Annotated in this window: 20 protein-coding genes; 9 read left to right on the forward strand and 11 right to left on the reverse strand. The window is 74.0% G+C overall.

The window, feature by feature from the left end:
* The first annotated feature begins 23 nt into the window (after positions 1–23).
* A complete protein-coding gene (locus CLV37_RS03255; RefSeq protein WP_106206849.1) occupies positions 24–1,379 on the forward strand; it encodes a M20 family metallopeptidase in 1,356 nt (451 codons plus the stop codon).
* Positions 1,380–1,490: 111 nt separating this feature from the next.
* On the opposite strand, the gene CLV37_RS03260 is transcribed toward CLV37_RS03255, so the two are convergent.
* The 9 genes from CLV37_RS03260 to CLV37_RS03300 all read right to left on the reverse strand — a co-directional run bounded on the left by CLV37_RS03260 (position 1,491) and on the right by CLV37_RS03300 (position 12,429).
* The gene (locus CLV37_RS03260; protein WP_211298329.1) at positions 1,491–2,816 is read right to left on the reverse strand and encodes an ATP-binding protein; all 1,326 of its coding nucleotides are present in this window, start codon (positions 2,814–2,816) and stop codon (positions 1,491–1,493) included.
* 85 nt (positions 2,817–2,901) lie between these two features.
* A complete protein-coding gene (locus CLV37_RS03265) occupies positions 2,902–4,461 on the reverse strand; it encodes a carboxylesterase/lipase family protein (RefSeq protein WP_170127026.1) in 1,560 nt (519 codons plus the stop codon).
* Positions 4,462–4,546: 85 nt separating this feature from the next.
* Positions 4,547–6,199 carry a putative PEP-binding protein gene (locus tag CLV37_RS03270; protein WP_106206854.1) on the reverse strand — a complete coding sequence of 551 codons (1,653 nt, stop codon included), beginning with the start codon at positions 6,197–6,199 and terminating at the stop codon, positions 4,547–4,549.
* The gene (locus CLV37_RS03275; protein ID WP_106206856.1) at positions 6,192–6,470 is read right to left on the reverse strand and encodes an HPr family phosphocarrier protein; all 279 of its coding nucleotides are present in this window, start codon (positions 6,468–6,470) and stop codon (positions 6,192–6,194) included. The genes CLV37_RS03270 and CLV37_RS03275 overlap by 8 nt, the downstream gene beginning before the upstream one ends.
* A 14-nt stretch (positions 6,471–6,484) precedes the next feature.
* Positions 6,485–7,969 (reverse strand): PTS fructose transporter subunit IIC, encoded by a 1,485-nt coding sequence (locus CLV37_RS03280; RefSeq protein ID WP_106206858.1) that lies wholly within the window; start codon positions 7,967–7,969, stop codon positions 6,485–6,487.
* Positions 7,966–8,424 carry a PTS sugar transporter subunit IIA gene (locus CLV37_RS03285; RefSeq protein WP_106206860.1) on the reverse strand — a complete coding sequence of 153 codons (459 nt, stop codon included), beginning with the start codon at positions 8,422–8,424 and terminating at the stop codon, positions 7,966–7,968. The genes CLV37_RS03280 and CLV37_RS03285 overlap by 4 nt, the downstream gene beginning before the upstream one ends.
* Positions 8,421–9,380: a 1-phosphofructokinase gene (gene pfkB / locus CLV37_RS03290; protein ID WP_106206862.1), complete on the reverse strand. Its 960-nt coding sequence runs from the start codon at positions 9,378–9,380 to the stop codon at positions 8,421–8,423. The genes CLV37_RS03285 and pfkB overlap by 4 nt, the downstream gene beginning before the upstream one ends.
* On the reverse strand, positions 9,377–10,138 hold the full coding sequence (locus tag CLV37_RS03295) for a DeoR/GlpR family DNA-binding transcription regulator (RefSeq protein WP_106206864.1): 762 nt from the start codon (positions 10,136–10,138) through the stop codon (positions 9,377–9,379). Before CLV37_RS03295 ends, pfkB begins: the two co-directional genes overlap by 4 nt.
* Positions 10,139–10,332: 194 nt before the next feature.
* The gene (locus CLV37_RS03300) at positions 10,333–12,429 is read right to left on the reverse strand and encodes a DNA gyrase/topoisomerase IV subunit B (protein ID WP_106206866.1); all 2,097 of its coding nucleotides are present in this window, start codon (positions 12,427–12,429) and stop codon (positions 10,333–10,335) included.
* A gap of 213 nt (positions 12,430–12,642) precedes the next feature.
* Between CLV37_RS03300 and CLV37_RS03305 the strand changes: the two genes are divergently transcribed.
* Positions 12,643–12,867, forward strand: a complete 225-nt coding sequence (locus CLV37_RS03305; protein WP_170127054.1) for a DUF7455 domain-containing protein — start codon at positions 12,643–12,645, stop codon at positions 12,865–12,867.
* Between the two features lie 42 nt (positions 12,868–12,909).
* Positions 12,910–13,428, forward strand: a complete 519-nt coding sequence (locus CLV37_RS03310) for a DUF456 domain-containing protein (RefSeq protein WP_106206870.1) — start codon at positions 12,910–12,912, stop codon at positions 13,426–13,428.
* Between the two features lie 7 nt (positions 13,429–13,435).
* Here the strand turns inward: CLV37_RS03310 and CLV37_RS03315 are convergent, their stop codons facing one another.
* Positions 13,436–14,872 carry a sugar transferase gene (locus tag CLV37_RS03315; RefSeq protein WP_211298330.1) on the reverse strand — a complete coding sequence of 479 codons (1,437 nt, stop codon included), beginning with the start codon at positions 14,870–14,872 and terminating at the stop codon, positions 13,436–13,438.
* A gap of 329 nt (positions 14,873–15,201) precedes the next feature.
* Between CLV37_RS03315 and CLV37_RS03320 the strand changes: the two genes are divergently transcribed.
* The 5 genes from CLV37_RS03320 (at position 15,202) to CLV37_RS03340 (ending at position 20,840) form a co-directional block, all read left to right on the forward strand.
* Positions 15,202–16,446: an O-antigen ligase family protein gene (locus CLV37_RS03320; RefSeq protein ID WP_211298331.1), complete on the forward strand. Its 1,245-nt coding sequence runs from the start codon at positions 15,202–15,204 to the stop codon at positions 16,444–16,446.
* On the forward strand, positions 16,364–17,464 hold the full coding sequence (locus CLV37_RS03325; RefSeq protein WP_146149282.1) for a glycosyltransferase family 4 protein: 1,101 nt from the start codon (positions 16,364–16,366) through the stop codon (positions 17,462–17,464). Before CLV37_RS03320 ends, CLV37_RS03325 begins: the two co-directional genes overlap by 83 nt.
* Entirely contained in the window at positions 17,461–18,402 is a 942-nt protein-coding gene (locus tag CLV37_RS03330; RefSeq protein WP_106206879.1) for a hypothetical protein, read from the forward strand. The genes CLV37_RS03325 and CLV37_RS03330 overlap by 4 nt, the downstream gene beginning before the upstream one ends.
* Entirely contained in the window at positions 18,399–19,514 is a 1,116-nt protein-coding gene (locus tag CLV37_RS03335) for a glycosyltransferase family 4 protein (protein ID WP_106206881.1), read from the forward strand. The genes CLV37_RS03330 and CLV37_RS03335 overlap by 4 nt, the downstream gene beginning before the upstream one ends.
* A gap of 111 nt (positions 19,515–19,625) precedes the next feature.
* Positions 19,626–20,840, forward strand: a complete 1,215-nt coding sequence (locus CLV37_RS03340) for a glycosyltransferase (RefSeq protein WP_211298332.1) — start codon at positions 19,626–19,628, stop codon at positions 20,838–20,840.
* Here CLV37_RS03340 and CLV37_RS03345 read toward each other — a convergent pair.
* Positions 20,821–21,975 (reverse strand): putative glycoside hydrolase, encoded by a 1,155-nt coding sequence (locus CLV37_RS03345; protein ID WP_170127027.1) that lies wholly within the window; start codon positions 21,973–21,975, stop codon positions 20,821–20,823. The two genes, CLV37_RS03340 and CLV37_RS03345, sit on opposite strands and share 20 nt — an antisense overlap.
* A gap of 261 nt (positions 21,976–22,236) precedes the next feature.
* Here CLV37_RS03345 and CLV37_RS03350 point away from each other — a divergent pair, with 261 nt between their 5' ends.
* Positions 22,237–23,367 (forward strand): glycosyltransferase family 4 protein, encoded by a 1,131-nt coding sequence (locus CLV37_RS03350; protein ID WP_106206885.1) that lies wholly within the window; start codon positions 22,237–22,239, stop codon positions 23,365–23,367.
* Positions 23,368–23,373: the final 6 nt, after the last annotated feature.

Below are 23,373 nucleotides of genomic sequence, written 5' to 3' on the forward strand. Positions count from 1 at the left end.
GGGCGGCGCGGTAGGCCTGTCCCATGGCCGACGCGTCCCAGCCCAGTTCCCAGCCCGGTTCCCAGCCCACCCGCCCGGACCCGACGTACCTGGACGGCGTGCGGGCCGCCATCGAGCGCGCGGCCGCCACGGCCGCCCCGCTGCGCAGCGCGCACGCGGGGGCGGCCGAGGAGGTCCTCGCCGCCGGGGAGGCGGCCGTGGAGGCGCTGGGGCCGGACCTGCTGGTCCTCAGCCACGACCTGCACGCCCACCCCGAGGAGGCGTTCGCCGAGCACCGGTCGGTGCGGGCCGTGGCCGACCTGCTGGCCCGGCACGGGGTGGACGCGCAGGTGGGGGTCCACGGCCTCGACACGGCGCTGCGGGCGTCGGTCACGTCCGGCGAGGGGCCGACGGTGGCCTTCCTCGCCGAGTACGACGCGCTGCCCGGCATCGGCCACGGCTGCGGGCACAACGTCATCTGCAGCACGGCGGTCGGGGGTTTCCTCGCCGCGGTCGAGGCGCTGCGGGCCGGGCGGGTCACCGGCACGGCGGTCCTGCTGGGGACCCCGGCGGAGGAGGGCGGTGGCGGCAAGGAGTTCCTGGCCCGCGACGGCGCGTTCGACGGCGTGGACGTCGTCGTGATGCTGCACCCGTTCTCCTACGACGTGGCGGTGCAGCCGTTCCTGGGGCGCCGGCAGGTCCGGGCGACGTACCGCGGCGTCCCCGCGCACGCCTCGGCCCAGCCGTTCATGGGCCGCAACGCCCTCGACGCGGTCGTGGCCGGCTACCAGGGGATCGCGATGCTGCGCCAGCACATCACGCCCAGCGACCGCGTCCACGGGATCGTCGTCGACGGCGGCCAGCGGCCCAACGTGGTGCCCGCGACGGCGAGTTCGGAGTACTACGTCCGCTCGGCCGAACCCGCGACGCTGGCCGACCTGTGCGCCCGGGTGGAGGTGGTCCTGCGCGCGGCCGCGGCCATGACCGGGACGGGGGTGGAGCTGCAGTGGGACCGGCAGCCGGCGTACCTGCCGATCCGGGCCAACCTCGAGCTCGCCGCGCGCTGGAGCGCGCACCAGGCCCGGCGCGGGCGGACCGCGCTGCCCCCGGGGGTCGTCCCCGAGACCCTCGCGGGGTCCACCGACCTCGGCAACGTCAGCGTCCGGGTGCCCTCGATCCACCCCATGCTCGCGGTCTCGGCGCCCGAGGTGTCGCTGCACACCGCGGAGTTCGCCGCGGCGGCCGGGTCGGCGACCGGGGACGCCGGGGTCCTCGACGGCGCCGTCGGGCTGGCGCTGACCGCCCTGGACGTGTTCGCCGACGCCGGCCTCCTCGCGGCCGTGCGCGCGGAGTTCGAGGCGGCCGGCGGGGTGCTGGACGTCGAGGACTTCCTGGGCTGAGCCGATGCCGGCAGCCGCCCCACCCCGCCGAAGGCACACATCGCGCCCCGTCGGGCCGCTGCTGCGGGCGCGAGGTGTGCCTTCGGCGGGGTGGAGGCGGCAGCGGATCGGTCAGAGGTAGTTGCCGGTCAGGGGCGCGGGCTGCCAGCGACCGTCGCGCACGACCTGCAGGACGGCCTCGGTGCTCAGGTCGGCGCCGTGGCCGAGCACGGTGCGGCGCACGACCTCGCGCAGGTCGGCCCCGCTCACCCCGGGCGGCAGGTGCGCGGCGACCACCGCGCAGTCCACCGACGTCTGCCCGAACGGTCCCAGCAACCGGCGCAGGATGGCTTCGCAGGCCTCCTGGTCGGGGGTGCTCAGGTGCACGACGGCGTCGAAGCGGGCCGAGCGGGTCGCGGCGGCGTCCAGGGCCGCGGGGTCGTTGGTGCTCGCGATGGTCAGCACGTCGCGGTACTCCTCGGTGCCGTCGAGGACGGCGAGGAAGTCGGCCAGCGCCGTCCCGCGCGCGCCGGCCTTGCGGTCTCCCAGGTACAGGTCGACGTCCTCGAGCACCACGACGCTCGGGCCGAGGTCGGTCGTCTCCCGGTAGACCTGGCGCAGCACCGTCGAGGCCGCGGCGGCGTCGACGATGATGACGGTGAACTCCCCCGCCAGCTCCCGGGCCACGACGCGGCTGAGCGCGGACTTGCCGACACCGGGCGGGCCGGCCAGCAGCACCCCGCGGTTGGTGCCCAGCCCCAGGTCCCGCAGCAGGTCCGCCCGCGTCGTGAGCGCGGCGACGTTGGCGTCGATCTCGGCCCACACGTGCGCCGGCAGCACCAGGTCCTCGCGCCCGCCCGGGCCGAGCGCGGTGGGTTTGAGCTTCAGGGGCAGGTGGGCGTCGGCGTGCAGGACCCGGCCCCGGTAGAACCCCTTGTCCCGGCGGGCGGTGGCCAGCAGCCAGTCCGCGACCGAGCGGGCCGAGGCGTGGTCACCGGGCCGCGACAGCACGCGCAGCGACGCGGGCTGCGGTTCGTAGTCGTGCTCGGCGAGCTGGACGACGACGTCGGCGTCCGTCGCCGTGCCCGCCGGGAAGAACGCCGCCGTGGCCGTGGGGACCGAGACGTGCTCGTCGAGCAGGTCGATGCGTTGCCACGTGGGCGGTTCGTCGTCCTCGACGGGACCGAGGACGGCGCCGTGCAGGTCGACGAGGTCGGCCAGGGCGGCCCCGACCGAGACGGCCCGGGTGTTCGTCAGGTCGACGCGCTCGGAGACCAGGGAGGTGTGCGGCAGCCCCAGGTGGGTCTCCACGAAACCGTTGGCCGTGGTGGCGCTGCGGCTGCCGCCGGACAGGAGCTCGCCGAGCACCGCGACGGCGCGCCGGACGTCGGCGGACTCCGAGGAGAGGCGGCGGGCCAGGACGGGGGCGAGGTCTGAGTCCTCGGCGGGGTCGGTCACGCCCCGACGCTACGACGCGCAGGCCCGCGCGAGCCAGGACCGGCGCCGCGCGGGCCGAGGAGGCTCGCGCACCACCCCGGTGACGTCAGCGCGGCGCGGGGACGCGCGCGCCGTCGAAGGGGCGGAACACGACGTCCGCCCAGATCCGTTCGCGCGCGTCGGGCGTGCGCTCGAGGCGGTCGCGCGAACCCCAGACCTGCACGGGGACGCCGGCGGCGGAGATCTGCGGCCACCCCGGGTCGCCGTCGGCCGCGAAACCCGTCCACGCCTGCACCAGGCGCTGCGACAGGGCCGCCGACGCGGGCGTGGGGAACAGCCCGCGCAGGTGCTGCGAGACCCCCGGGACCCGGCGGGCCAGCGGCAGCACGGGCACGGCGTGCAGGAACGGTTCCATGGCCTGCGGGTTGCCGAAGGCGAAGGGGACGTCGAGGCCGTGGGTCGCGCCGAACCTGCCCCCCAGGAACGGCGAGCGCCACGTGAAGCGCGCCAGGTGGGTCCGCCCCCCGCGCGCGGCGTGGGCGCGGGCGAAGCGCCGCGAGGGTTCGGCGAACAACGCGTCGGACAGCAGGGCGTCCCCGAGCGCGCCGGGGTCGGCACCGGGCAGCAGGGCGCGGTACTCCTCGACGGCCGCCGGCGGCAGCCCCACGGCGACGGCGAACGCCCGGACCTCCTCGACGTTCTTCGCGACCGGCGCGAAACCGCTGCGGGAGAACAGGGTCCACTCGTCCGCGACGGTCTGCACGAGGAGTTCCACGCCCGGGTCGCCGCCCGCGTGCGGACCCTCCATGAACGGGCCGTCGACCACGTCGCCGTCGACGACGGGGTGGTACAGCAGGGGGACGGCCCCGCGCGGGCCGGCGTCCGGGTCGGCGGCGAGGTCCTGGGCCACGGCGTCGGAGGCGGCGAGCAGCCGGATCGGCGGCAGGCCCGCGAAACCCGCCCGGGAGTGCGGCACCCGCGCAGCGCGCGCCACGCGCTCGGCGACGCGCTCGGCCTGGGCGATCGAGTACGTCTCCGCCGTGATGCTCGCCGCGATCGCGCGGGAGAACAGGCCCCGGGCCGCCGGGGCGCACATGAGCGCCGCGACCGAACTCGCCCCGGCCGACTGCCCGGCGATCGTGACGCGGTCGGGGTCCCCGCCGAAGGCCCGGACGTTCTCGGCGACCCAGCGCAGGGCCGCGATCTGGTCGAGCAGGCCGCGGTTGTGCGGGGCGCCGGGCACGGCACCGAAACCCTCGAACCCCAGCCGGTAGTTCATGGCCACGACGACGAAACCCCGGCGCACCCAGGCCGCCGGGTGGTACCCCGGCGCCGACCCGGAACCGGAGACCCAGCCGCCGCCGTGGATCCAGACCAGGACGGGCAGGTCGCGGGGGAACTCGGCCGGGACGTGGACGTCGACCGTGAGGTGGTCCTCACCGGCGTCGTGCGTCCAGCCGTAGCCCGACCTGGGGTCCTGCGGCGCGATCGGGGAGGGGTCGCGGGCCTCGCGCACGCCCTGCCAGGGCTCGACCGGGGCGGGTGCGGCGAAGCGGCGCACCCCGACGGGCGGTGCCGCGTAGGGGACACCCCGGAAGCTCACGACCCCGCGGTGGGCGGAGGTGCCCCGCACCCCGCCCGCCGTCGTCACGACGACCCTGGGCAAGACCCCGCACCTCCACGAACGACGGTTCCTACGGATCCCTCGGCGAGGCCGGGGGGACGTCCCGCCGAGGGATCCTGCGGTGAGGTTACAGCGCCAGGACGTCCGGGTCGGCGAAGCGCGCCGCGAACTCGCGGGCCTGCTGCGGGGAGTCCGCGCCGAGTGCGGCGTTCGCCATCGCCCGGCAGGCCTCCAGGTGGGTGCGTGCCAGGGCGAACCGGACGGCCGGGACGGCGGCGGGGGCCATCGACAGGCTGCGGACCCCCAGCCCGACGAGGACGAGCGCGAGCAGCGGGTCGCGGGCCGCCTCCCCGCAGACCCCGACGGGCACGTGGACCTGACCGGTCGCCTCGACCAGCTGCAGGACAGCGGGTTGCCACGGGTCCAACAGGTCCGCGAGGTCGCCCTCGAGCCGGTCGGCGGCCATGGCGTACTGCGTCAGGTCGTTGGTGCCCAGGCTGACGAAGTCGAGCCCGGCGGCGACCAGCTGCCGGGCGCGCAGCGCCGCGGCGGGCACCTCGACCATCGCCCCGACCGTCTCCAGCCCGACGGCGCGCGCGGCGCGGGCGAAGTCCGCCGCCTCGGCGGGGGTCGAGACCATGGGGGCCATCACCCAGGGGTGGGTCCCGGTCTGCTTGGCCGCCGCGGCCAGGGCCTGCAGCTGGGTCTGCAGCAGCTCGGGGTGGCGGCGCGCGGTCCGCAGGCCGCGCACCCCCAGGGCCGGGTTCTCCTCCGGGGCCACCTCGACGAACGCCAGCGGTTTGTCGGCGCCGGCGTCCAGGGTGCGCACGACGACCTTGCGGGCCCCGAAGGCCGCGAACACCCGCGCGTAGGCGTCGGTCTGCTCGGACAGGGTCGGAGCGCTGGTCCGGTCCAGGAAGAGGACCTCGGTGCGGAACAACCCGACGCCCTCGACGTCCTGGGCCGCAGCGCGTTCGGCGTCCTCGAGGGTCCCGACGTTGGCCAGCAGCTGGACGGTGGTGCCGTCGGCCGTGCGGCCCGGCCCGCCGGCACCGGCCGCCAGGGCCAGCCGGGCGGCCCGGCGGGCGGCGACCTGCTCGCGCAGCTCGGCCGACGGGTCGGGCACGAGGGTCCCGGCGCGGGCGTCCAGGGCGAGCGGGGTGCCGGCCGCGACGCCGAGGGCCCCGGCCACCCGGACCAGGCACGGGATGTCGAACTGCGCGGCGATGATCGCGGTGTGGCTCGTCGGCCCCCCGAGTTCGGTGACGATGCCCACCACGAGGGACAGGTCGAGGGCCGCGGTGTCGGCCGGGGCCAGGTCGCGGGCGACGATCACGGACGGTTCCACCAGCTGCGGCACACCGGGTTCGGGCAGCCCCAGCACGCGGGCGACGACCCGGTCGCGGACGTCGCGCAGGTCGGTGACGCGTTCGGCCAGGTACGGGCCCGACGCGGCCAGGACGTCGCAGAACTGCTCGACGGCCTGGTCCACGGCGGTGGCCGGGCCGGCACCGGCGGCGAGCCGGGCGTCGACGACGGCGAGCAGCCCGGGGTCGGCGGCCATCAGCGCGGTGGCCTGCAGCACCTCGGCGGTCGTCCCGCCGGCGGCCTCGGCGCGCTCGCGCAGCGTGGCCGCGACGGCGGCGAACGCCTCCCGGACGCGGGGGCCGGCGCCGGGGTCGGCGGGCTCGTCGGCCGGCGGACGGGCAGCCGGGGCCAGGACGACCGCGGTGCCGACCGCGGCCCCCGTGCCGACCCCCACGCCCAGGAGCTCAGGCATCGTGGTCGGTCTCCACGAGGGTGACGAGCTGGTCGAGGGCGGCCTCGGCCCCCTCGCCCTCGGCGGTCAGGGTGACCTGGTCGCCGTGCTGGGCGCCCAGGCCCATGACCATGAGGATGCTGCGGGCGTCGACCGCGTCCCCGTCACCGACGGCGATGGTGACGGGCAGGCCGGTGGCCGCGGCGGCCTGGACGAACAGCGAGGCGGGGCGGGCGTGCAGGCCGACGCGGGAGGCGACGACGGCGGTGCGGGTGGCCGTGGGGTTGGACACGGGGGGTGTTCTCCTCAGACGGTGGCGGGCTGGGCGGCGGTGGCGGTGCTCTGAGCCTCGGGGGCCTTGCGGTGCAGGCCCTTGAGGACGACGACGGCGGCGGCGGTGACGACGGAGCCGATGACGATGGCCAGCAGGTACAGCAGCGGCTGGCCGACGAGGCCGAACACGACGATCCCGCCGTGGGGGGCGCGCAGGGTGTTCCCGAAGGCCATGGTCAGACCACCGGTCAGGCCGGAACCGATCATCGCGGCGGGGATGATGCGCAGCGGGGCGGCGGCGGCGAACGGGATGGCGCCCTCGGTGATGAAGAACGCCCCGAGCAGGACCGCGGCCTTGCCGTTCTGGCGCTCCGCCTCGGTGAACAGGTTGCGGCGCACGAACGTGGCCAGGGCGATGCCCAGCGGCGGCGTCATGCCGGCGGCCATGACCGCGGCCATGACCTTCAGCTCGACGGGCTGGCCCGAGGCGGTGGCGACGGTGGCCAGGCCCGTGGTGGCGAAGGTGTAGGCGACCTTGTTGATCGGCCCGCCGAGGTCGGCGGCCATCATGACGCCCAGGATCACGCCGAGCAGGACGATCCCGCCGCCGGACAGGGAGTTCAGGCCCGCGGTCAGCTCGTCCATGAGCCACTTCAGCGGGTGGCCCAGCACGACGAGCATGGCGCCGGCGGTGATGAACGTCGCCACGAGCGGGATGACGACGACGGGCATGACGCCGCGCACCGCGTTGGGCACCTTCAGCCGGGCCAGGCCCAGGGCGACGAACCCGCCGAGGAACCCGGCGACCAGACCGCCGAGGAACCCGGCCCCGACGGCGACGGCGATGGTGCCGCCGACGAACCCGGGCGCCAGGCCGGGGCGGTCGGCGATGCCGAAGGCGATGAACCCGGCCAGGACGGGCACGAGGAACCCGAAGGCCGAACCGCCCAGGACGAAGAGCAGCCCGGCCCAGTCGTGGGCCGTCGTCGGGTCGAAGCTCGCGATGAGGTCGGCGGCGGTGACCTTGTTGATCGTGTAGCCGCCGATGAGGAAGGACAGGGCGATCATGATGCCGCCCGCGGCGACGAACGGGATCATGTAGCTGACCCCGGTCATGAGCCACTGGCGGATGCGGGTGCCGACGTGCGCGTTCGCGGTCACCTTCGTGGCCAGCGCGGGGCCGGCCGCCGGGGCGGGGCTCCCCTTGGGCGCCGCCTCGACCGCGGCGACGGCGGCGGCGACGACCCCGGGGGCGTCGGCCACGGCCTTCTTCACGCCGACGTCGACGAACGGCAGCCCGGCGAAGCGGTCCTTGTCGCGGACCTCGAGGTCGGCGGCGTAGATGACGCCGTCGGCCGCGGCGATGACGGCCGGGTCGAACGGGGCCGAGCCGGCCGAGCCCTGGGTCTCGACCTGGACGTCGTGCCCGGCGGCCTTGCCGGCCTGCTCCAGGGCCTCGGCGGCCATGTACGTGTGGGCGATGCCCGTGGGGCAGCTGGTGATCGCGACGAACTTCATCGTCCGTACACCTCTTCCTGGACGATCGAGGCGACGGCCCCCGCGTCGGGGGCCTCGAGCAGGGACTGGCGGAACGAGACGTGCACGAGCTTGCGGGCGAGCTTGGCGAGGATCTGCAGGTGGTCGGCCTCGCCCTCGGTGGGCGCGGCGATGAGGAACACGAGGTTCGCCGGGCCGTCCTCGGCGCCCCAGTCGATCCCCGCGCCGTCCACGACCCGGCCGATGGCCAGGCTGGGCACGGTGACCGCGGCGGAGCGGGCGTGCGGCAGGCCGATGCCGCCGGGGATCCCGGTCGCCATCTGCAGCTCGCGGGCGGCGACGTCGGCGAGGAACTGCTCGAGGTCGGTGACGCGGCCGGCGTCGGCGAGGGTCTGGGCGAGCTGGCGGGTCGCGTCGACGCGGTCGTCGGCCCGCAGGTCGACGAGCACGAGTTCGGGGGCGGTGAGGTCGGTCATCGCTGGAGGTCCTTCACGAGGGTGTCGGGGTGGGGGTCGTCGAGGGTGCGGACCGCGGCGGCCGCGGCGGAGGTCTCGGGGGCTGCGGGCACGGAACTGCCCGGCAGGAGGACGGCCGCGCGGCCCCAGGCCACGGCGGTCGCGAGGCGCTGGGCCGGTGAGCCCGTCGCGTGCAGGAAACCCGCGAGGGTGCAGTCGCCGGCTCCGACGGTGCTCAGCGGGACGAGGCTGCGGCCCCCGGCCCACACGGTGCCCTGCGCGCCGACGAGCAGGGCCCCGGCGCCGCCGAGGCTGACGAGCACCTCGCCGACCCCGCGCGAGCGCAGTTCGCCCGCCGCGGCGACGACGTCGCCGACGGTGTGCAGCTCGCGGCCGAGGAGTTCGGCGAGTTCGTCCTCGTTGGGTTTGAGGACGTCCGGCCCCGCGTCGACGGCGGCGGCCAGGGCCGCGCCGCTGGTGTCGACCGCGCAGCGGACGCCGAGCCCGCGGGCGGTGCGGACGAACCGCGCGTGCAGGTCCGCGGGCGCGCCCGGCGGCAGCGAGCCGCTGCTGACGAACCAGTCGGGAGCACGCTGGAGTTCGTCGGACACGCTGCGCTGCAGGGCGTCCAGGTCCTGCGGACCCAGTTCCGGGCCGGGTTCGTTGAGCTTGGTCGTGGTGCCGTCGCGTTCGACGATCGTCGTGTTCGTGCGGATCGACCCGGCGATGGCGACGGTCGCGGCGCGGACCCGCTGGGGCGCCAGCAGGGTTTCCAGCCGGTCCCCGTCGACGCCGCCGGAGGGCAGCACGGCCGTGGCCTCGTGGCCGTGGCGGGCCAGGACGCGGGCGACGTTGACGCCCTTGCCGCCGGCCTCCACCGAACCGGCGGTGGCCCGGTGGACCTCGCCGCGGGTGAGGGTGTCGAGCTCGACCGTGTGGTCGACGCTCGGGTTCGGGGTGACGGTGAGGAACCTCATGCGCGCACGACCCGGGGGCCGGCGGCCTCGACGTCGGAGACGATGTCGGGGTCGGTCGCGGTGTCGGTGATCACGGTGTCGACAGCCTCCAGGTGTGCGACGTGGGCGAAGTCGTCGCGGCCGAACTTGGTGTGGTCGGCCAGGACGACGGTGCGCCGGGCGGAGGAGATGAGGGCGCGCTTGACGGCGGCCTCGGCGAGGTCGGGCGTCGTGAGCCCGTGCTCGACGGTCAGGGCGTTGGCCCCCAGGAAGCAGACGTCGGCGAAGACGTCGGCCAGGGCGCGTTCGGCCCAGCCGCCGACCGCGGCCAGGGTGCGACCGCGGACGGTGCCGCCGACGAGGTGCAGGGTCAGGTTCGGGCGGCTGGCGACGATCTGCGCGATCGGCAGGGCGTGGGTGACGACCACGAGCTCGCGGTCGGTGGGCAGCAGCTCGGCGAACCGGGCCGTGGTGGTCCCGGCGTCGACCAGCAGGGTGCCGCCGTCGGGCAGCTCGGCCAGGGCGGTCTTGGCGATGCGGTCCTTCTCGGCGCCGGCGACGTCCTGCCGCTCGGGCACGGCGAGCTCGGCCCCGAGGCGTTCGACGGGGATCGCCCCGCCGTGGACGCGGCGCAGGACGCCGCGCCGCTCGAGGACCGTGAGGTCGCGGCGGATGGTCTCGGGAGTCACGTCCAGACGCTCGGCCAGGGCGTTGACCTCGACCCGGCCGGCCTCGCGGGCCACGCCGAGGATGGCCTGGTGCCGCTCCGGTGCGTACATGTCCCTGGCTCCTGCAGACGTCGTCGTCGGGTGGTGTCGTGGGGTGGTGTCGTCGGGTGTCCCCGACCGTGCTGGGGTCAGTTGTACGCCGGTTCCGGACACGAGTCAACACGTTCAAGCCGAAACGGACATGCGGTACGGGGGCAAACAAAAACCCCCGCCCGGGCACAGGGCGGGGGTCCGTCGACCGGGGGTCAGACGTCGATCCGCTCCCGGTCCAGGTTCTCGGCACCGGCGATGATGAAGTCCTTGCGCGGCGCGACGTCGTTGCCCATGAGGAGCTCGAAGACCCGCTCGGCCACGGCCCCGTCCGAGACGGTCACCCGGCGCAGCGTGCGGTGGGCGCGTTCCATCGTCGTCTCGGCGAGCTGGTCCTCGTCCATCTCCCCCAGCCCCTTGTACCGCTGGGGTTCCTTGTAGGTCCGGCCCCTCCGGGTCAGGTCGGCCGTGACGCGGCGCAGCTCGGCGTCGGAGTAGGTGTAGACCACCTCCTTGCCCTTCTTGCCCGACTGCGTCACCTCCAGCCGGTGCAGCGGGGGCACGGCGGCGTAGACGCGGCCTGCGTCGATGAGCGGGCGCATGTAGCGGAAGAACAGCGTCAGCAGCAGCGTGCGGATGTGCGCGCCGTCGACGTCGGCGTCGGTCATCAGCACGATCTTGCCGTAGCGCACCGAGTCCAGGTCGAAGCTGCGCCCCGACCCCCCGCCGACGACCTGGATGATCGAGGCGCACTCGGCGTTCTTCAGCATGTCCGTCACGGACGCCTTCTGGACGTTGAGGATCTTGCCGCGCAGCGGCAGCAGCGCCTGGTACTCCGAGTCCCGCGCCCCCATCGCCGTCCCCAGCGCCGAGTCGCCCTCGACGAGGAAGAGCTCGGTGTTCGCGACGTCGTCGGAGCGGCAGTCCTTGAGCTTCGGCGGCAGCGAGGAGCTCTCCAGCGCGTTCTTGCGGCGCTGGGTCTCCTTGTGCAGCCGGGCCGAGATGCGCGACTTCATCTCCGTGACGACCTTGTCCAGCACCGCGCTCGCCTGGGCCTTCTCGTCGCGCTTCGGGCTCGTGAGGACCTCCCCGAGCTGGGCCTCGACGACCTTGCGCACGATGGCGCGCACGGCCGCGGTGCCCAGGACCTCCTTGGTCTGGCCCTCGAACTGCGGTTCGGCCAGCCGGACCGTCACCACCGCGGTCATGCCCGCGAGGATGTCGTCCTTCTCCAGCTTCTCGTCCTTGCCGACCTTCAGCCGGCGCGCCTGGGCGTCCACCTGCTTCTTGACCGCCGCGAACAGCCCCTGCTCGAAGCCCGCCAGGTGCGAGCCGCCCTTGGGGGTGGCGATGATGTTCACGAAGGAGCGGACCGTCTGGTCGTAGCCCGTCCCCCAGCGCAGCGCGACGTCGACGGCGCACTGCCGTTCGACGTCCTGCATCTCCATGTGCCCGGCCTCGTCGAGGACGGGGACGGTCTCGGTGAAGACGTCCTCGCCGTGCAGCCGCCACACGTCCGTCACGGCCGCGTCGGGGGTCAGGAAGTCGGCGTACTCCGCGATGCCGCCGTCGTGCTGGAAGACCTCCTCGCGCGGCTCGCCCTCACGCTCGTCGCGGATGACGATGCGCAGGCCCGGGACCAGGAACGACGTCTGGCGGGCGCGGGCGCTGAGGTCCTCGTGGGAGAACGCCGCGTCCTTGAGGAAGACCTGCCGGTCGGCCCAGTACCGGACGCGGGTGCCGGTGACCCCGCGCTTGGCGCGGCCCGTGACCTCCAGACCCGTCGCCGGGGTGAAGGGGGCGTCGGGCCCCTCGCCGGCGTAGCGCCCGGGGGCGCCGCGGCGGAAGCTCGTCGCGTGCGTCTTGCCGCCGCGGTCGACCTCCACGTCCAGCCGCGAGCTCAGCGCGTTGACGACGGAGGCCCCCACCCCGTGCAGACCGCCCGAGGCCGAGTAGGACCCGCCGCCGAACTTGCCCCCGGCGTGCAGGTGCGTGAAGACGACCTCGACGCCGGACAGCCCCGTGCGCTTCTCGACGTCGACGGGGATGCCGCGACCGTCGTCGTGGACCTCCACGGAGGAGTCGGCGTGCAGGATCACGGTGATGTTCTTGCAGTGCCCGCCCAGGGCCTCGTCGACGGCGTTGTCGATGATCTCCCACAGGCAGTGCATGAGACCGCGGGAGTCGGTGGAACCGATGTACATGCCGGGCCGCTTGCGGACCGCCTCGAGCCCCTCCAGGACGAGGAGGTTCGCGGCGGTGTACTTGTCCTCGCCGGAGGACCCGGCGGTGGAGGCACTGGGGGGAGTCACCCCGGAAGGGTACGCAACGTGACCGACAGGCCCGCGCAGACGCTCGGCGGAGCCGGAGTGTGACGGACGACACCTCCGCTAGGAGCGAACGCGTTGGGCCGACGGCGTGGGAACGCGCGCGCCCTGCCGAAGGTTGGGGAAGAGTGTCCGGTGGGAGCAGCAGCTGCCCGCCAGCGTGCACGACCCGGAAGGAGTCGCGGAATGACCACCGCCATGACCACCCTCAGCAGCCCCTCCATGACCGCCTCGGACCGGTGCGACCGGTGCGGTGCGCAGGCCTACGTGCGGGTCCAGCTCTCTGCCGGTGGTGAGCTCCTCTTCTGCGCTCACCACGGCCGCGAGCACGGCCAGGCCCTGCGCGCCGCGGGCGCCGACATCCACGACGAGTCGCAGAAGCTCGCGGCGACGTCCTCGACGGCCGCCCCCGACGAGCGCTGAGCACCCCTCAGCAGCACGACCGGCGAGCCCGGTGTCACCGACATGGGTGACGCCGGGCTCGCTGTCGTGGGGCTGGCGGTCGCCGTCGGCCTCGTCGGCATCGTCGTGCCCGTCCTGCCCGGCACGGTCCTCATCGCCGTGGCCGGGCTCGTCTGGGCTCTCGTCCAGGGCGGTGCGGCGTGGTGGTTCATCGCCGGGACCGCCCTCCTGCTGGTCGCCGGGCAGGTGGCGATGTACCTGCTGCCCGGCCGGCGGATGACCCGCGCCGGGATCCGGCGCACCAGCCTGCTGCTCGGCGCCGTGCTCGGCGTCGTCGGCTTCTTCGTCGTCCCCGTCCTGGGCCTGCCGCTGGGCTTCGTCCTCGGGGTGTTCCTCGGTGAGCTGGCCGGGACCGCTCGGGTCGGTGATCAGGTCGGGGGTCAGGTCCCCGGTCGGGCCCGGACCGCGTGGCGCTCGACCGTCGTGGCGTTGCGCAACGTCGGTCTGAGCGTCGCGATCGAGGGGGCCGCCGGTCTGCTCGCGACCGTCGTCCTGGTCGCCGGGGCGCTCAGCCTGCGCTGAACGAGCCTCACCCTCCGCGAGCGCCGAGCACCTGGGTGACCGTCCGGGCCATGATCTTCACGTCACCCCACAACGACCAGTTCTCGATGTAGTAGTTGTCGAAGCTGGCACGGTCCTCGATGGACGTGTCCCCCCGCAGACCGTGGACCTGGGCCCACCCGGTCAACCCGGCGGGGACCCGGTGACGGGCCATGTACCGCGGGACGCGACTGGTGAACTCGTCGACGAAGTGCGGTCGCTCCGGGCGAGGGCCCACGAGGCTCATGTCACCGCGGAGGATGTTCCACAGCTGCGGCAGCTCGTCGAGGGAGGACCGCCGCAGGAAGCGTCCCACGGGCCCCAGCCGGGCGTCGTGCTTGATGTTCCAGTTCGTCGCCGACTCGGCGTCGTCGACCGGCTTGAGGGACCTGAACTTGAGCACCTCGAAGGGCGTGCCGTCGAGACCCACCCTCACCTGCCGGAAGATGATGCCCGGGCCGCCCTCCAGCCGGACGGCGACAGCACACGCCAGCATGACGGGTGAGAGGGCCACCAGCGCGACGGCGGCGACGACGAGGTCCGTCAGGCGCTTGAGCTGCCAGGTCAACGTCCGGAACGGAGCGCGGCGGACCCGGACGAGCGGGATCCCCCAGACCTCGTCCATGTCGCGCGTCACCGTGTGCACCTCGAACAGCCGGGGGACCACGAAGATCTCGCAGTCCAGGCGGTCGCACGTGCGCAGGACGTCGACGAGGTCAGCCTCGCGTTGATTACCGAAAGCGACGACAACAACTCGAACTGCGAAGTCGGTGATGAGTTCGGCCAACTCTGAGTACCCACCCAGTAACGGAGCGGGAAGCTTTGAAGGGTCGTCGATGCGCGGCCGGGAATCGACGAACCCGACCGGGTCCACACCGTACTGACGGTGCTCGCGCAGGTTGTCCACGAGCCGAATGGCCACCTGGCCGGCACCCAGGACGAGGGCCGTGTGCCGGACCCGCCCCAGGCGTCGTTGGTGCTCGACGAAACTGTACGCAAGGCGACGAACAACGAGTACGCCAATCACCACGAAGAGTGATTGCGCTAGTGCGTCCGAGCGAGACCTGGAGGCCATCAGCAAGGCGGACAAGGAGAGTTCCGTCGTGAGGCACAGGACTCCCCCGGCCAGCACGTACGGCAGGTCGTCGAGCAGGGAGAGCGACAGCCTCGACCGGTACAGGCCGAAGATGCGGAAGCAGCACACCACCGCCACCAGTGCGAGAACCTGAACTGGCGCAACGACTCCGCTGCTGAAAGCCGACAGCGCGAAGACCACCGCGTCACCCGCGAGCAGGTAGGGACCCACGGGTCCGACCAACAGGCGGGGGCGCAGGCTGCGCGGGTCGAACAGGTGCTCGGAGCGGACACCTGCGCGCCCGGAGCGCACGACTTCCAGCCGGGTTTCCACCCGCCGGTCAGTCGCCACGGCACCCAGAACCCTTCATGACCCCCCAGACCAGCGAAGCGGGTCCACGGACAGCGGACCCCGGTGTGGAACTCGCACGAACTTCTTACCTCATGTTCGCGGAAGCATCATGGCGAACACCAGTATCGCGCACACTCTCAACTTCTCCCGTCCTGATCGGGAGAACTGGACGTCGAAACGTCGCAAACGGTGGATACTCGCAGGACACGACGGAGGAGGACGGCGACGAGGTGATTTCGACGACCCCCGCCTCCTCTGCGTCAGCAGCCGTTCCGCGAGACCGGGCCCCCGGGAAGGGTGCCGGTCTGTTCGTGCTGAAGTGGTCCCTGTTGGCCACGCTCGCACTGGCGCCGCTGGAGGGTTACCTCCTCGCCGTGAACCCCAACCTCAGCAAACTGGCCCCCGCGCTCTTCCTGGTCACCTGGGTCGTGCACCGGGTGTTCGGTGGCCGTGCGATCGGGACCTCCCACCCCGTGACGTGGTGCGCGCTCACCCTGCTCGTGCTCGTCCTGGCCTCGGCGGCGGTGAACCTGGACAACGGGTGGGCGCTCGTCTACACCGTCCGGTGGGCACCCTTCCTCGTCCTGACGGTGGCGATGGTCGACGTCCTCACGCACGACGTGCACCCCTGGGCGGCGCTGGCGGCTTTCCTCACCGGAGCTGCGAGCTGCGGGGTCGGGGCCCTGGTCAGCTTCCTGTTCCTCGGGGACGCGCGGGCGACGGGCCCGTTGGACGACCCCAACGACCTCGCCTACGTCCTCACCGCCGCCGTTCCCGTCGCCATCGTCGCCCTGGTCCACCTGAAGGACTCACGGTGGAAGCTCCTGGCCGCCCCCGCGCTCCTGGTGCTCGTCCTGGGTGCGGCGGCGACGCTGTCCCGGGGCGGTGCCATCGCCGTGACGGTCGTGCTGCTCTGGGCCCTGGCGCGTCGTCTCGTCCGCGTGCGGACGGCGGCGCTGTGCGCGGTCCTGCTCGCCCTGGCGGCCGTCCCCGCGTTCGACCTCGTCCGCAACGTCATCGACGGAGCACTGGCGCAGAAGCAGTACATCGCCTCCACCAACATCGAGACGCGTCAGCTGCGCTGGCTCGCGGCCGCCAGGATGATGGGCGACCACCCGTTGCTGGGGGTCGGACCGGGAGGCTTCCGCACCGGCTACGTCTCGTACGGTCGCCTCGCCGAACTGGACGCGTTGACGCCGGTGGCGCACGAGATGTACTTGGAGGTCGGGGCGGAACTGGGTGTCATCGCCCTGCTGGTCTTCCTGGCGGCGATCGCGGCGGGTTTCCTCGCGAGCGAGGCGGCTGTCCGCAACCGGGGGGCGGACAGCGCTGGTCGTCGCGACCGGCTGCGCCTGGCTGCACTCGCCGCGCAGGGGAGCCTCCTCGCCGTCTGCACCAGCTCGATCTTCCTCTCCGAGGAGTACTACATGCCGCTGTGGGCGGCTCTGGCCATCACGGCGGCGGTCCACCGCCGCAGCGAAGGAGGTGCCCGTGAGGGTCTTGCACGTCATCGGCGAGATGGGGACGGGTGGAGCGGAGTCGCTGGTGGTGGAGATGGTCCGGCGCGGACGTGAACGGGGCTGGGAGTCCGGCATCGCCAGTGCGGGCGGCTCCCGCGAGGAGGAGCTGGTCGGCGCTTCCCTGGCGCAGGTCCACCGCGTCCCCCTGTCCCGGCGCCGCCCCGGCGGTCTGATCGCCGCAGTGGCCGCCACCCGTCGAGCCCTGGTCGTGCACGAACCCGACGTGGTCGTGGCCCACAACGTCAGCGCCACGGCGACCACGGTCGCCGCCACGCGGACGGTTCGTCGCCGGCCACCGGTCGTCACCGTCTTCCACGGCGTCGCGGAAGCCGACTACCGGCTCAGCGCCCGCTTGCTGTCGCGGTTGCCGGACGCCGCGGTCGCGGTGAGCGCAGCGGTCGCGGACCGACTGGTCGCCGCGGGGATGCGGCAGCGCCCCAGGGTGATCCGCAACGCCGTGTCCACGCCCGTCCTCCCCTCCCGCGACGACGCCCGTCGGGCCCTGGGGTTGCCCGCGGACGCGCGGGTCGCGCTGTGCGCGGCGCGTCTGGTGCCGCAGAAGCGGCACGACGTGCTCCTCGACGCCTGGGACCGGGTCGGTGCCGGCGCGATCCTCCTGCTGGCGGGCTCGGGCCCCTTGCAGGACCAGGTGACGCGCCGCGCCGCCCGCGTGGGCGGCACGGTCCGGGTCCTCGGTGCGCGCAGCGACGTCCCGCTGCTGCTCGCCGCGGCCGACGTCGCCGTGCTCGCCTCGGACTGGGAGGGCCTCCCCGTCTTCGTGCTCGAGGCGATGGCGGCCGGACGACCGGTGGTGGCGACGGACGTGGACGGGCTGCGCGAGGTCCTCGGGGGCGGTGGGGGCCGGCTCGTGCCGCCGCGCGACCCGGCCGCCCTGGGGCGGGCTCTGGTCGAACTGCTGGACGACCCCGTGCTCAGGGACGTCGAGAGCGCTTCGGCGCGAGACGTGATCGAACGGCACTACGCACCGGAGGTGATGATGGACCAGTACGCCAGCGTGCTCGACGAAGTCCTGGTCGAGAGGAAGAACCTCGCCGGGGTGAGCTCCTCGTGACGACGTCCCAGGCCCTGGCTGCCCTGCGCCGCGCACTGGTGCCCGCCCTGGTCACGGCCGTGGTCGTGTTCGGGGCCCTGCTCCTCGTCCTCGGGCTGCAGTCCCCGACGTACCAGGCCCGCGTCGGGCTCGTCGCCGTACCGGTCCCCCAGACCTCCCAGGAGTCCACCGGCTCCTACGGTGAAGTGGTCGCCCTCGTCCTGCCGGCCCTGCCGGAACTCGTGGTCTCGGCCCCGGTGCGACAAGGGATCGAACGCGCCGTGCCGGCGGGCCAGGCGGCAGCGACGACGACCACCGTGGAACTGGTGCCGTCCTCGGCCGTGGCCCGGATCACGGTCACCGCTCCCTCGGCGGAGGCCGCCGAAGCGGGGCTGCAGGTCGTCGTCGCACAGGTCCAGGGCAGCGGTGTCCTGGACCCGGTCGGTGCCTTCCGCGTCGTGGGCGACGTCACGGCGCCGGCGACGGCGCTGCGGCCGGATCGGCTGCTCTCGACCGGTCTCGCCCTGCTGGCTGCGGCGGTGGCGGCCGTCCTGGCCGTGGCAGCCGTGCACGTGCTCAGGCCGCGGGTCCTCACGGTCGGGGACGTGGAACGCATCGCCCGGCGCACCGCCGGCGCACGGGTCCCCGTGGAACTGCTCCGAGCCGACGGGGAAACCCTGTCCGCGCGGATGGCCGCCGACCACCCGCGCGCCTCCGTCGTCCGGGTCTTCGCCTCCGACCAGCAGGAGGCCGGGAACCTCGCCGCCGTGCAGGGCGCGGTGCGCGGGAGCGACCTGGCGGTCTCCGGTCCGTCGGAGGACCCCGCGGCCGTCGAGGTCGAGGCCGAGGTCGCGATCGTCACGGCCACGTTGCGTCGCACGACGCCGCAGGAACTCACGACGGCTCTGCTGCGCGCGCGGGCGTCGGGCCGTCCCCTGGGGGCAGTGGTGGTCTCGTGACCACGCGGCCGAACCGGCGCGTGGCGTACCTGCTCACGCAGTCGCAGGGTGGTCCGGTCGACGTGACGGTCGAGCTGGCCCGAGCCGTCGCGCAACGGCCCGGGTGGGAGGTGAAGGTCTTCGGACCACGGCCGGCCCGGGGAGCCGAACGGATCGCCCACCTGCACGAGGAGGTCCTCGTCGGAGGCAAGTTCGCCGCCGCAGCCATCGTCCGCGCTCGTCGGCGCATCCGCGCCTGGACCCCCGACGTGGTGCACGCGCAGGACCGGCGTTCCGGGTTGGTGGGTGTCGGCATGGCGCGGCGGGGAGGAAGACCGGCAGTCGTCGTGCACACGTACCACGGTGTGCCGGACGACGTCGGGCAGGACTGGTTCAGCGGTGAGGACCGCCCTGAGCCGTCGCGCTACACCCGGGCCGTCCTCACCGGGGACGCTCTGGTGGCCCGGGCCACGTCCCGCACCGTCGTCCCGTCCCCGTCGATGGGCCGTTTCCTGGTCGACCGTCTGCACGTGCCGCGGGAGCGGATCACCCACATCGACAACGGTTTGGCCCTCCCCCCCAGAACTCCCCGCACAGGGCTCGTCAGGAACCTCCTCTTCGTCGGCCTCCTCGTGCGGCGCAAGGGGGTCCACCTCCTGCTGGACGCCTTGACCGACCCGGCACTGCCCCCCGGTGTCGAACTCACGATCGCCGGCAGCGGACCCGAGGAGGCGGCGTTGAAGGCCCAGGCGGCACGCGCCGGCCTGCAAGGACGGGTCCGCTTCCTCGGCTTCCGCACGGACGTCCCCGAACTGCTGGCCCGGTGCGACGCACTGGTGCTGCCGTCCTCGATGGAACAGCAACCGCTGGTCGTGATCGAGGCCATGGCGACAGGCCGCGTGGTGGTCGCCACCGACGTCGGCGGCCTGCGGGACACGGTCGGCGAGGCCGGCGTGCTCATCCCCCCCGACGACGTGTCCGCGCTGCGACGGGCGCTGGTGGACCTCACCTCGTCCACCGTGGACACGGCGGTGCGCGAGGACGAGGCGGCCGCGCGCGCCCGGCGCGCGTTCGGCGTCCAGGGGTGTGCGGACCAGCACCTCGCGCTGTACACGTCGCTCCTGCCGGCGTGACCCCTCGCGTGCGACCCCGGTGGCGCTCCCGGGCCGCGGGAGGAACCGGGTGCACGTGAGGTGTCGCCCCGCGCCAGGACCCACCGACCCCAGCCACCAGAGGAGTTGCGCGTGAGAGAGCGTCAGCAGCAGGACGACGGGCTCCGGCACCGGGTCCTGCACCGGGTCCTGCACGTGGCCCAGCCGACGACGGCCGGTGTCGCGCGCTGCGTGGTCGACCTCGTGCGCCACCAGGTGGCGACGGGGCTCGACGTGCACCTCGCCTGCCCCACCGACGGGTGGCTGGCGTCAGCGGCGAGAGGGGCCGGTGCACGCGTCCACCCCTGGGCCGCGACGCGCACCCCGGGCCCGTCGGTGCTCGTGGAGACGAGGCGGCTGGCCCGGATCGTCGCGCGCGTGGACCCCGGCCTGGTCCACCTCCACAGCGCGAAGGCGGGGCTCGCCGGCCGTCTCGCCGTGCGGGGACGGCGTCCCACCGTCTTCCAGCCGCACGGCTGGTCCTTCCTGGCCGTGTCCGGGCCGGTCCGGGCGGCGACCACGACCTGGGAGCGTGCGGGGGTGCGGTGGGCCGATCGCGTCGTGTGCGTCAGCGAGGCGGAGCGTTCGGCCGCCGCGGCACTGGGTCTGCACCTGGAGGGGAGCGCGGTGGTCGTCCCCAACGGGGTCGACGTCCGGCACTTCCGTCCCGCGGACCGGCGGAGCGCCCGCGTCGCCCTCGACCTCCCGCCCGGTCCGGTGGCGGTGTGCGTGGGCCGGCTCAGCGAGCAGAAGGGTCAGGACCTGCTCCTGGCCGCGTGGCCCCGTGTCCGGGAGCGGGTGGCCGGAGCGCGCCTGGTCCTCGTGGGAGAGGGACCGGAGCTGGGACGACTGCGGGAAGCCGCCGGCGCTGGTGTGCAGTTCGCCGGCGCGGTCGACGACCCCCGGCAGTGGTACGCAGCGGCCGACGTGGTCGTGGTCCCCTCCCGGTGGGAGGGCATGGCGCTGGTCCCGCTGGAAGCGTCGGCGAGCGGGCGCAGCGTCGTCGTGACGGACGTCCACGGGGCCAGGGAGAGCGTCCCCCGAGGAGCCGGGAGCGTCGTCCCCGTGGCTGACGTCGACGCCCTCGGCGACGCCGTCGCGGTCCGTCTCGACGACCTCGCGACGGCCTCGCGCGAGGGTGCCGCGGGGCGCAGGCACGTGCAGGAGCACCACCGCCTCGGGGACAGCGCCGAGCGTGTGTCGAGGCTCTACCGGGACGTCCTGCGGGAGCGGTGCGGTGTCACGGACGTCACGGACGTCACGGACGACGCGTCGCCCGGCGTGGGGTTCAGCGCACCCGGCGCTTGAGCAGCGTCCCGGAGGTCGCCTCGAGCGTCACGCTGCTCACGGTCCTCCCCTGGGCGTCGACGAACCCGGCGGGCACCGGGACGACGACACGCTGCTGGGTGGGGTTCACGGCGGCGAAGGCACCCTGGAAGGTTCGCGTCCAGGCACCCGAGACCAGCTGGACGGGCCCGCTGACGGCGGCACCGACGGGCCAAGCCATCTCGGGGATCGACTCCGGTGCCGAGTAGTCACCCGCGGGCGTGGTCGAACCGGTCCAGTAGGACGTGGAGTCACCGCGCACGAGGACGCTGGTGTAGCCGAAGAGGGACGTCCGTCGGTCGGAGGCGCTCGCTCGGGTCACCGCGAGGGACAGGCCCGGCGAGGCCATCTGCGCGGTCTGGGCCTGCCACCCGGTGCCGGACCAGTCCCACAGGAAGCCGGAGGACGTGTCGGTTCCCCAGTGGGCGAACGCTTCCTCCATCGCCCCGCCGTAGCGTGCGTGCGAGGCCCAGCGACCCGGGTACAGACGCGCTTCGGACAGGTTGGGGACGAGGACCTTGCCCCGGGCGTTCAGGGCCGTTCCCACAGTGGTCACCATGACGTCGAGACCGGCCCGGATCTTCGCGTCGGTCTCCTGGCGACTCGTGGTGCCGGCCAGGACGGCGGAGGAGTAGAAACCCAGGGTGGCGAAGTCGTTGTCGGCCAGCACGCCGTCCCAGCTGCCGGCGAGGACCTCGCGGGTGACGTTGGCCGCCCAGCGCTGCTGGTACCCGGAGTCCCACACCGCCATCTGCCAGTGACCGGGGTAGGGACCCCACTGCACGCGCGCACCGCTGGTGTCGGTGGCGAACCACCGCGGTGCGTCCTGCTCCGCCTCCGCGTACCGGACCCCCGCCGGGTCGGCCTGCGCGTACGCCCCGGCGTAGCTGCGGGTGCTGGAGAGGTCCTTGTACATGAGCACGACGACGGAGGGGTCCAGCTGGTGGATCCGCTGGGCCGCCCACCCGTCCCAGGGGTTCAGCACGACGACGCCGTAGGTGCGCGGCGCGGCGTCGACCTCTGCGGCGGTGGGTTCGTCCCCGATGGCGTACCAGACTCCCCGGCGCTGGACGGCGGGCAGTTCCCCGGTCTGCACCGAGGCAGCCAGACGCTGCACGCGAGGCAGGGTGGGCGCAGACCCGGCGGACGCGTGCGCCGTCACGGGGACGAGACCCGCACCGACGGCCAGAGCGGCGGCCAGTGCCAGGCTTGCACGGCGACGGATCATCATTATCCTGCCTCGATCGGATTCTTCCCAGGGCTGTTCCTGGGTCCTCGTCCGGTCGTGGGACCGCCTGGATGGGCCAGACGGGTGAACGAGGGCACAGGTCGCCCCGCTGTCCTCGGACACTGCGGAGTCGTCCGCAGGAGGAGTGGGATGCGGATCGCCGTCGCCTTGAGCCAGCCGCCCCTCGTCGAAGGAGGTGCGCCGGGGCGTTGCGCCGTGGGCCTCCTGCGTGGGCTCGCCTCGCACGGCCTGGACGTGACCGCCGTCGCCGCCGATCGGCGGCCGCCGGGAGCGTGCGGCGAGCAGGTCCCGCCCGACCTGGACGTGCAACTGGTCAGGGCACCCGAAACCCTCTCCCGCGTTCGGCTGTACGCCGCCAAGGCCACCCGGCCCCGCGGGGAGTTGTCGCGGGGTTCCTTCGCAGCGACCCTGGCCCGGGTGGCCGGTCGCGCTGACGTGGTCCACCTGGAGGAGACCGAGACGGGCTGGTCGCTGCCGTCGGGCTCGACACCGCGCGTGCTGCACGTGCACTACCTGGCCCACCGGGACCTGCCCCTGGCCGGGATCTGGGGAGCGGATCCTCTCCGCCGGGCCGAAGAGGTCTACGCCGAGGTGCGTCTGGCCCGCACCCACGACCACCTCCTGGCGAGTTCCCCGCAGGTGGCCGACCGCTTGCGCACCATCAACCCCCGCGCCCGCATCACGGTCGCGCCCCTGTCGCTGGACCCGGCCCACTACGAACCCGCGCCGCTCGACGGTCCCCCGCTGGCCGGCCTGATCGGCACGGCCGACTGGCCACCCACCCGGAACGCGGTCCTGCGCCTGGTCTCCCGGATCTGGCCCCGCGTCCGGTCCGGGGTACCCGGCGCGCAGCTGGTCATCGCCGGCCGCGGCTCCGGCGAGCTGCGTCTGGAGGAGGCAGAGGGTGTGCAGGTCCTCGGGGAAGTGGCCTCCGCCGGTGAGTTCCTGCGCAGCCTCTCCGTGCTGGCGTACCCCGTCAGCCGGGGCAGCGGCATGAAGGTCAAGGTCATGGAGGCCCTGGCCAGCGGGGTACCGGTGGTCACCACCCCCGAGGGAGCCGAAGGGATCGGCGACACGGACGGGGTGGTGGTGGAGACTGAACCCGACCGCTTCGCCCACGCCGTCCGGGAGATCCTCCTCGATCCCGGCGCACGTGGCCAGCGGGGCGCCGCCGGCCGCAAGCACTTCGAGGAGAACCTGTCTCCAGGACCTGCCACCGAACCCCTGGTGGCGGCCTACGAGAGCGCCCTGGGTGGGTGAGCAGCC

This window comes from Kineococcus rhizosphaerae (genome assembly GCF_003002055.1).
GTDB lineage: Bacteria > Actinomycetota > Actinomycetes > Actinomycetales > Kineococcaceae > Kineococcus > Kineococcus rhizosphaerae.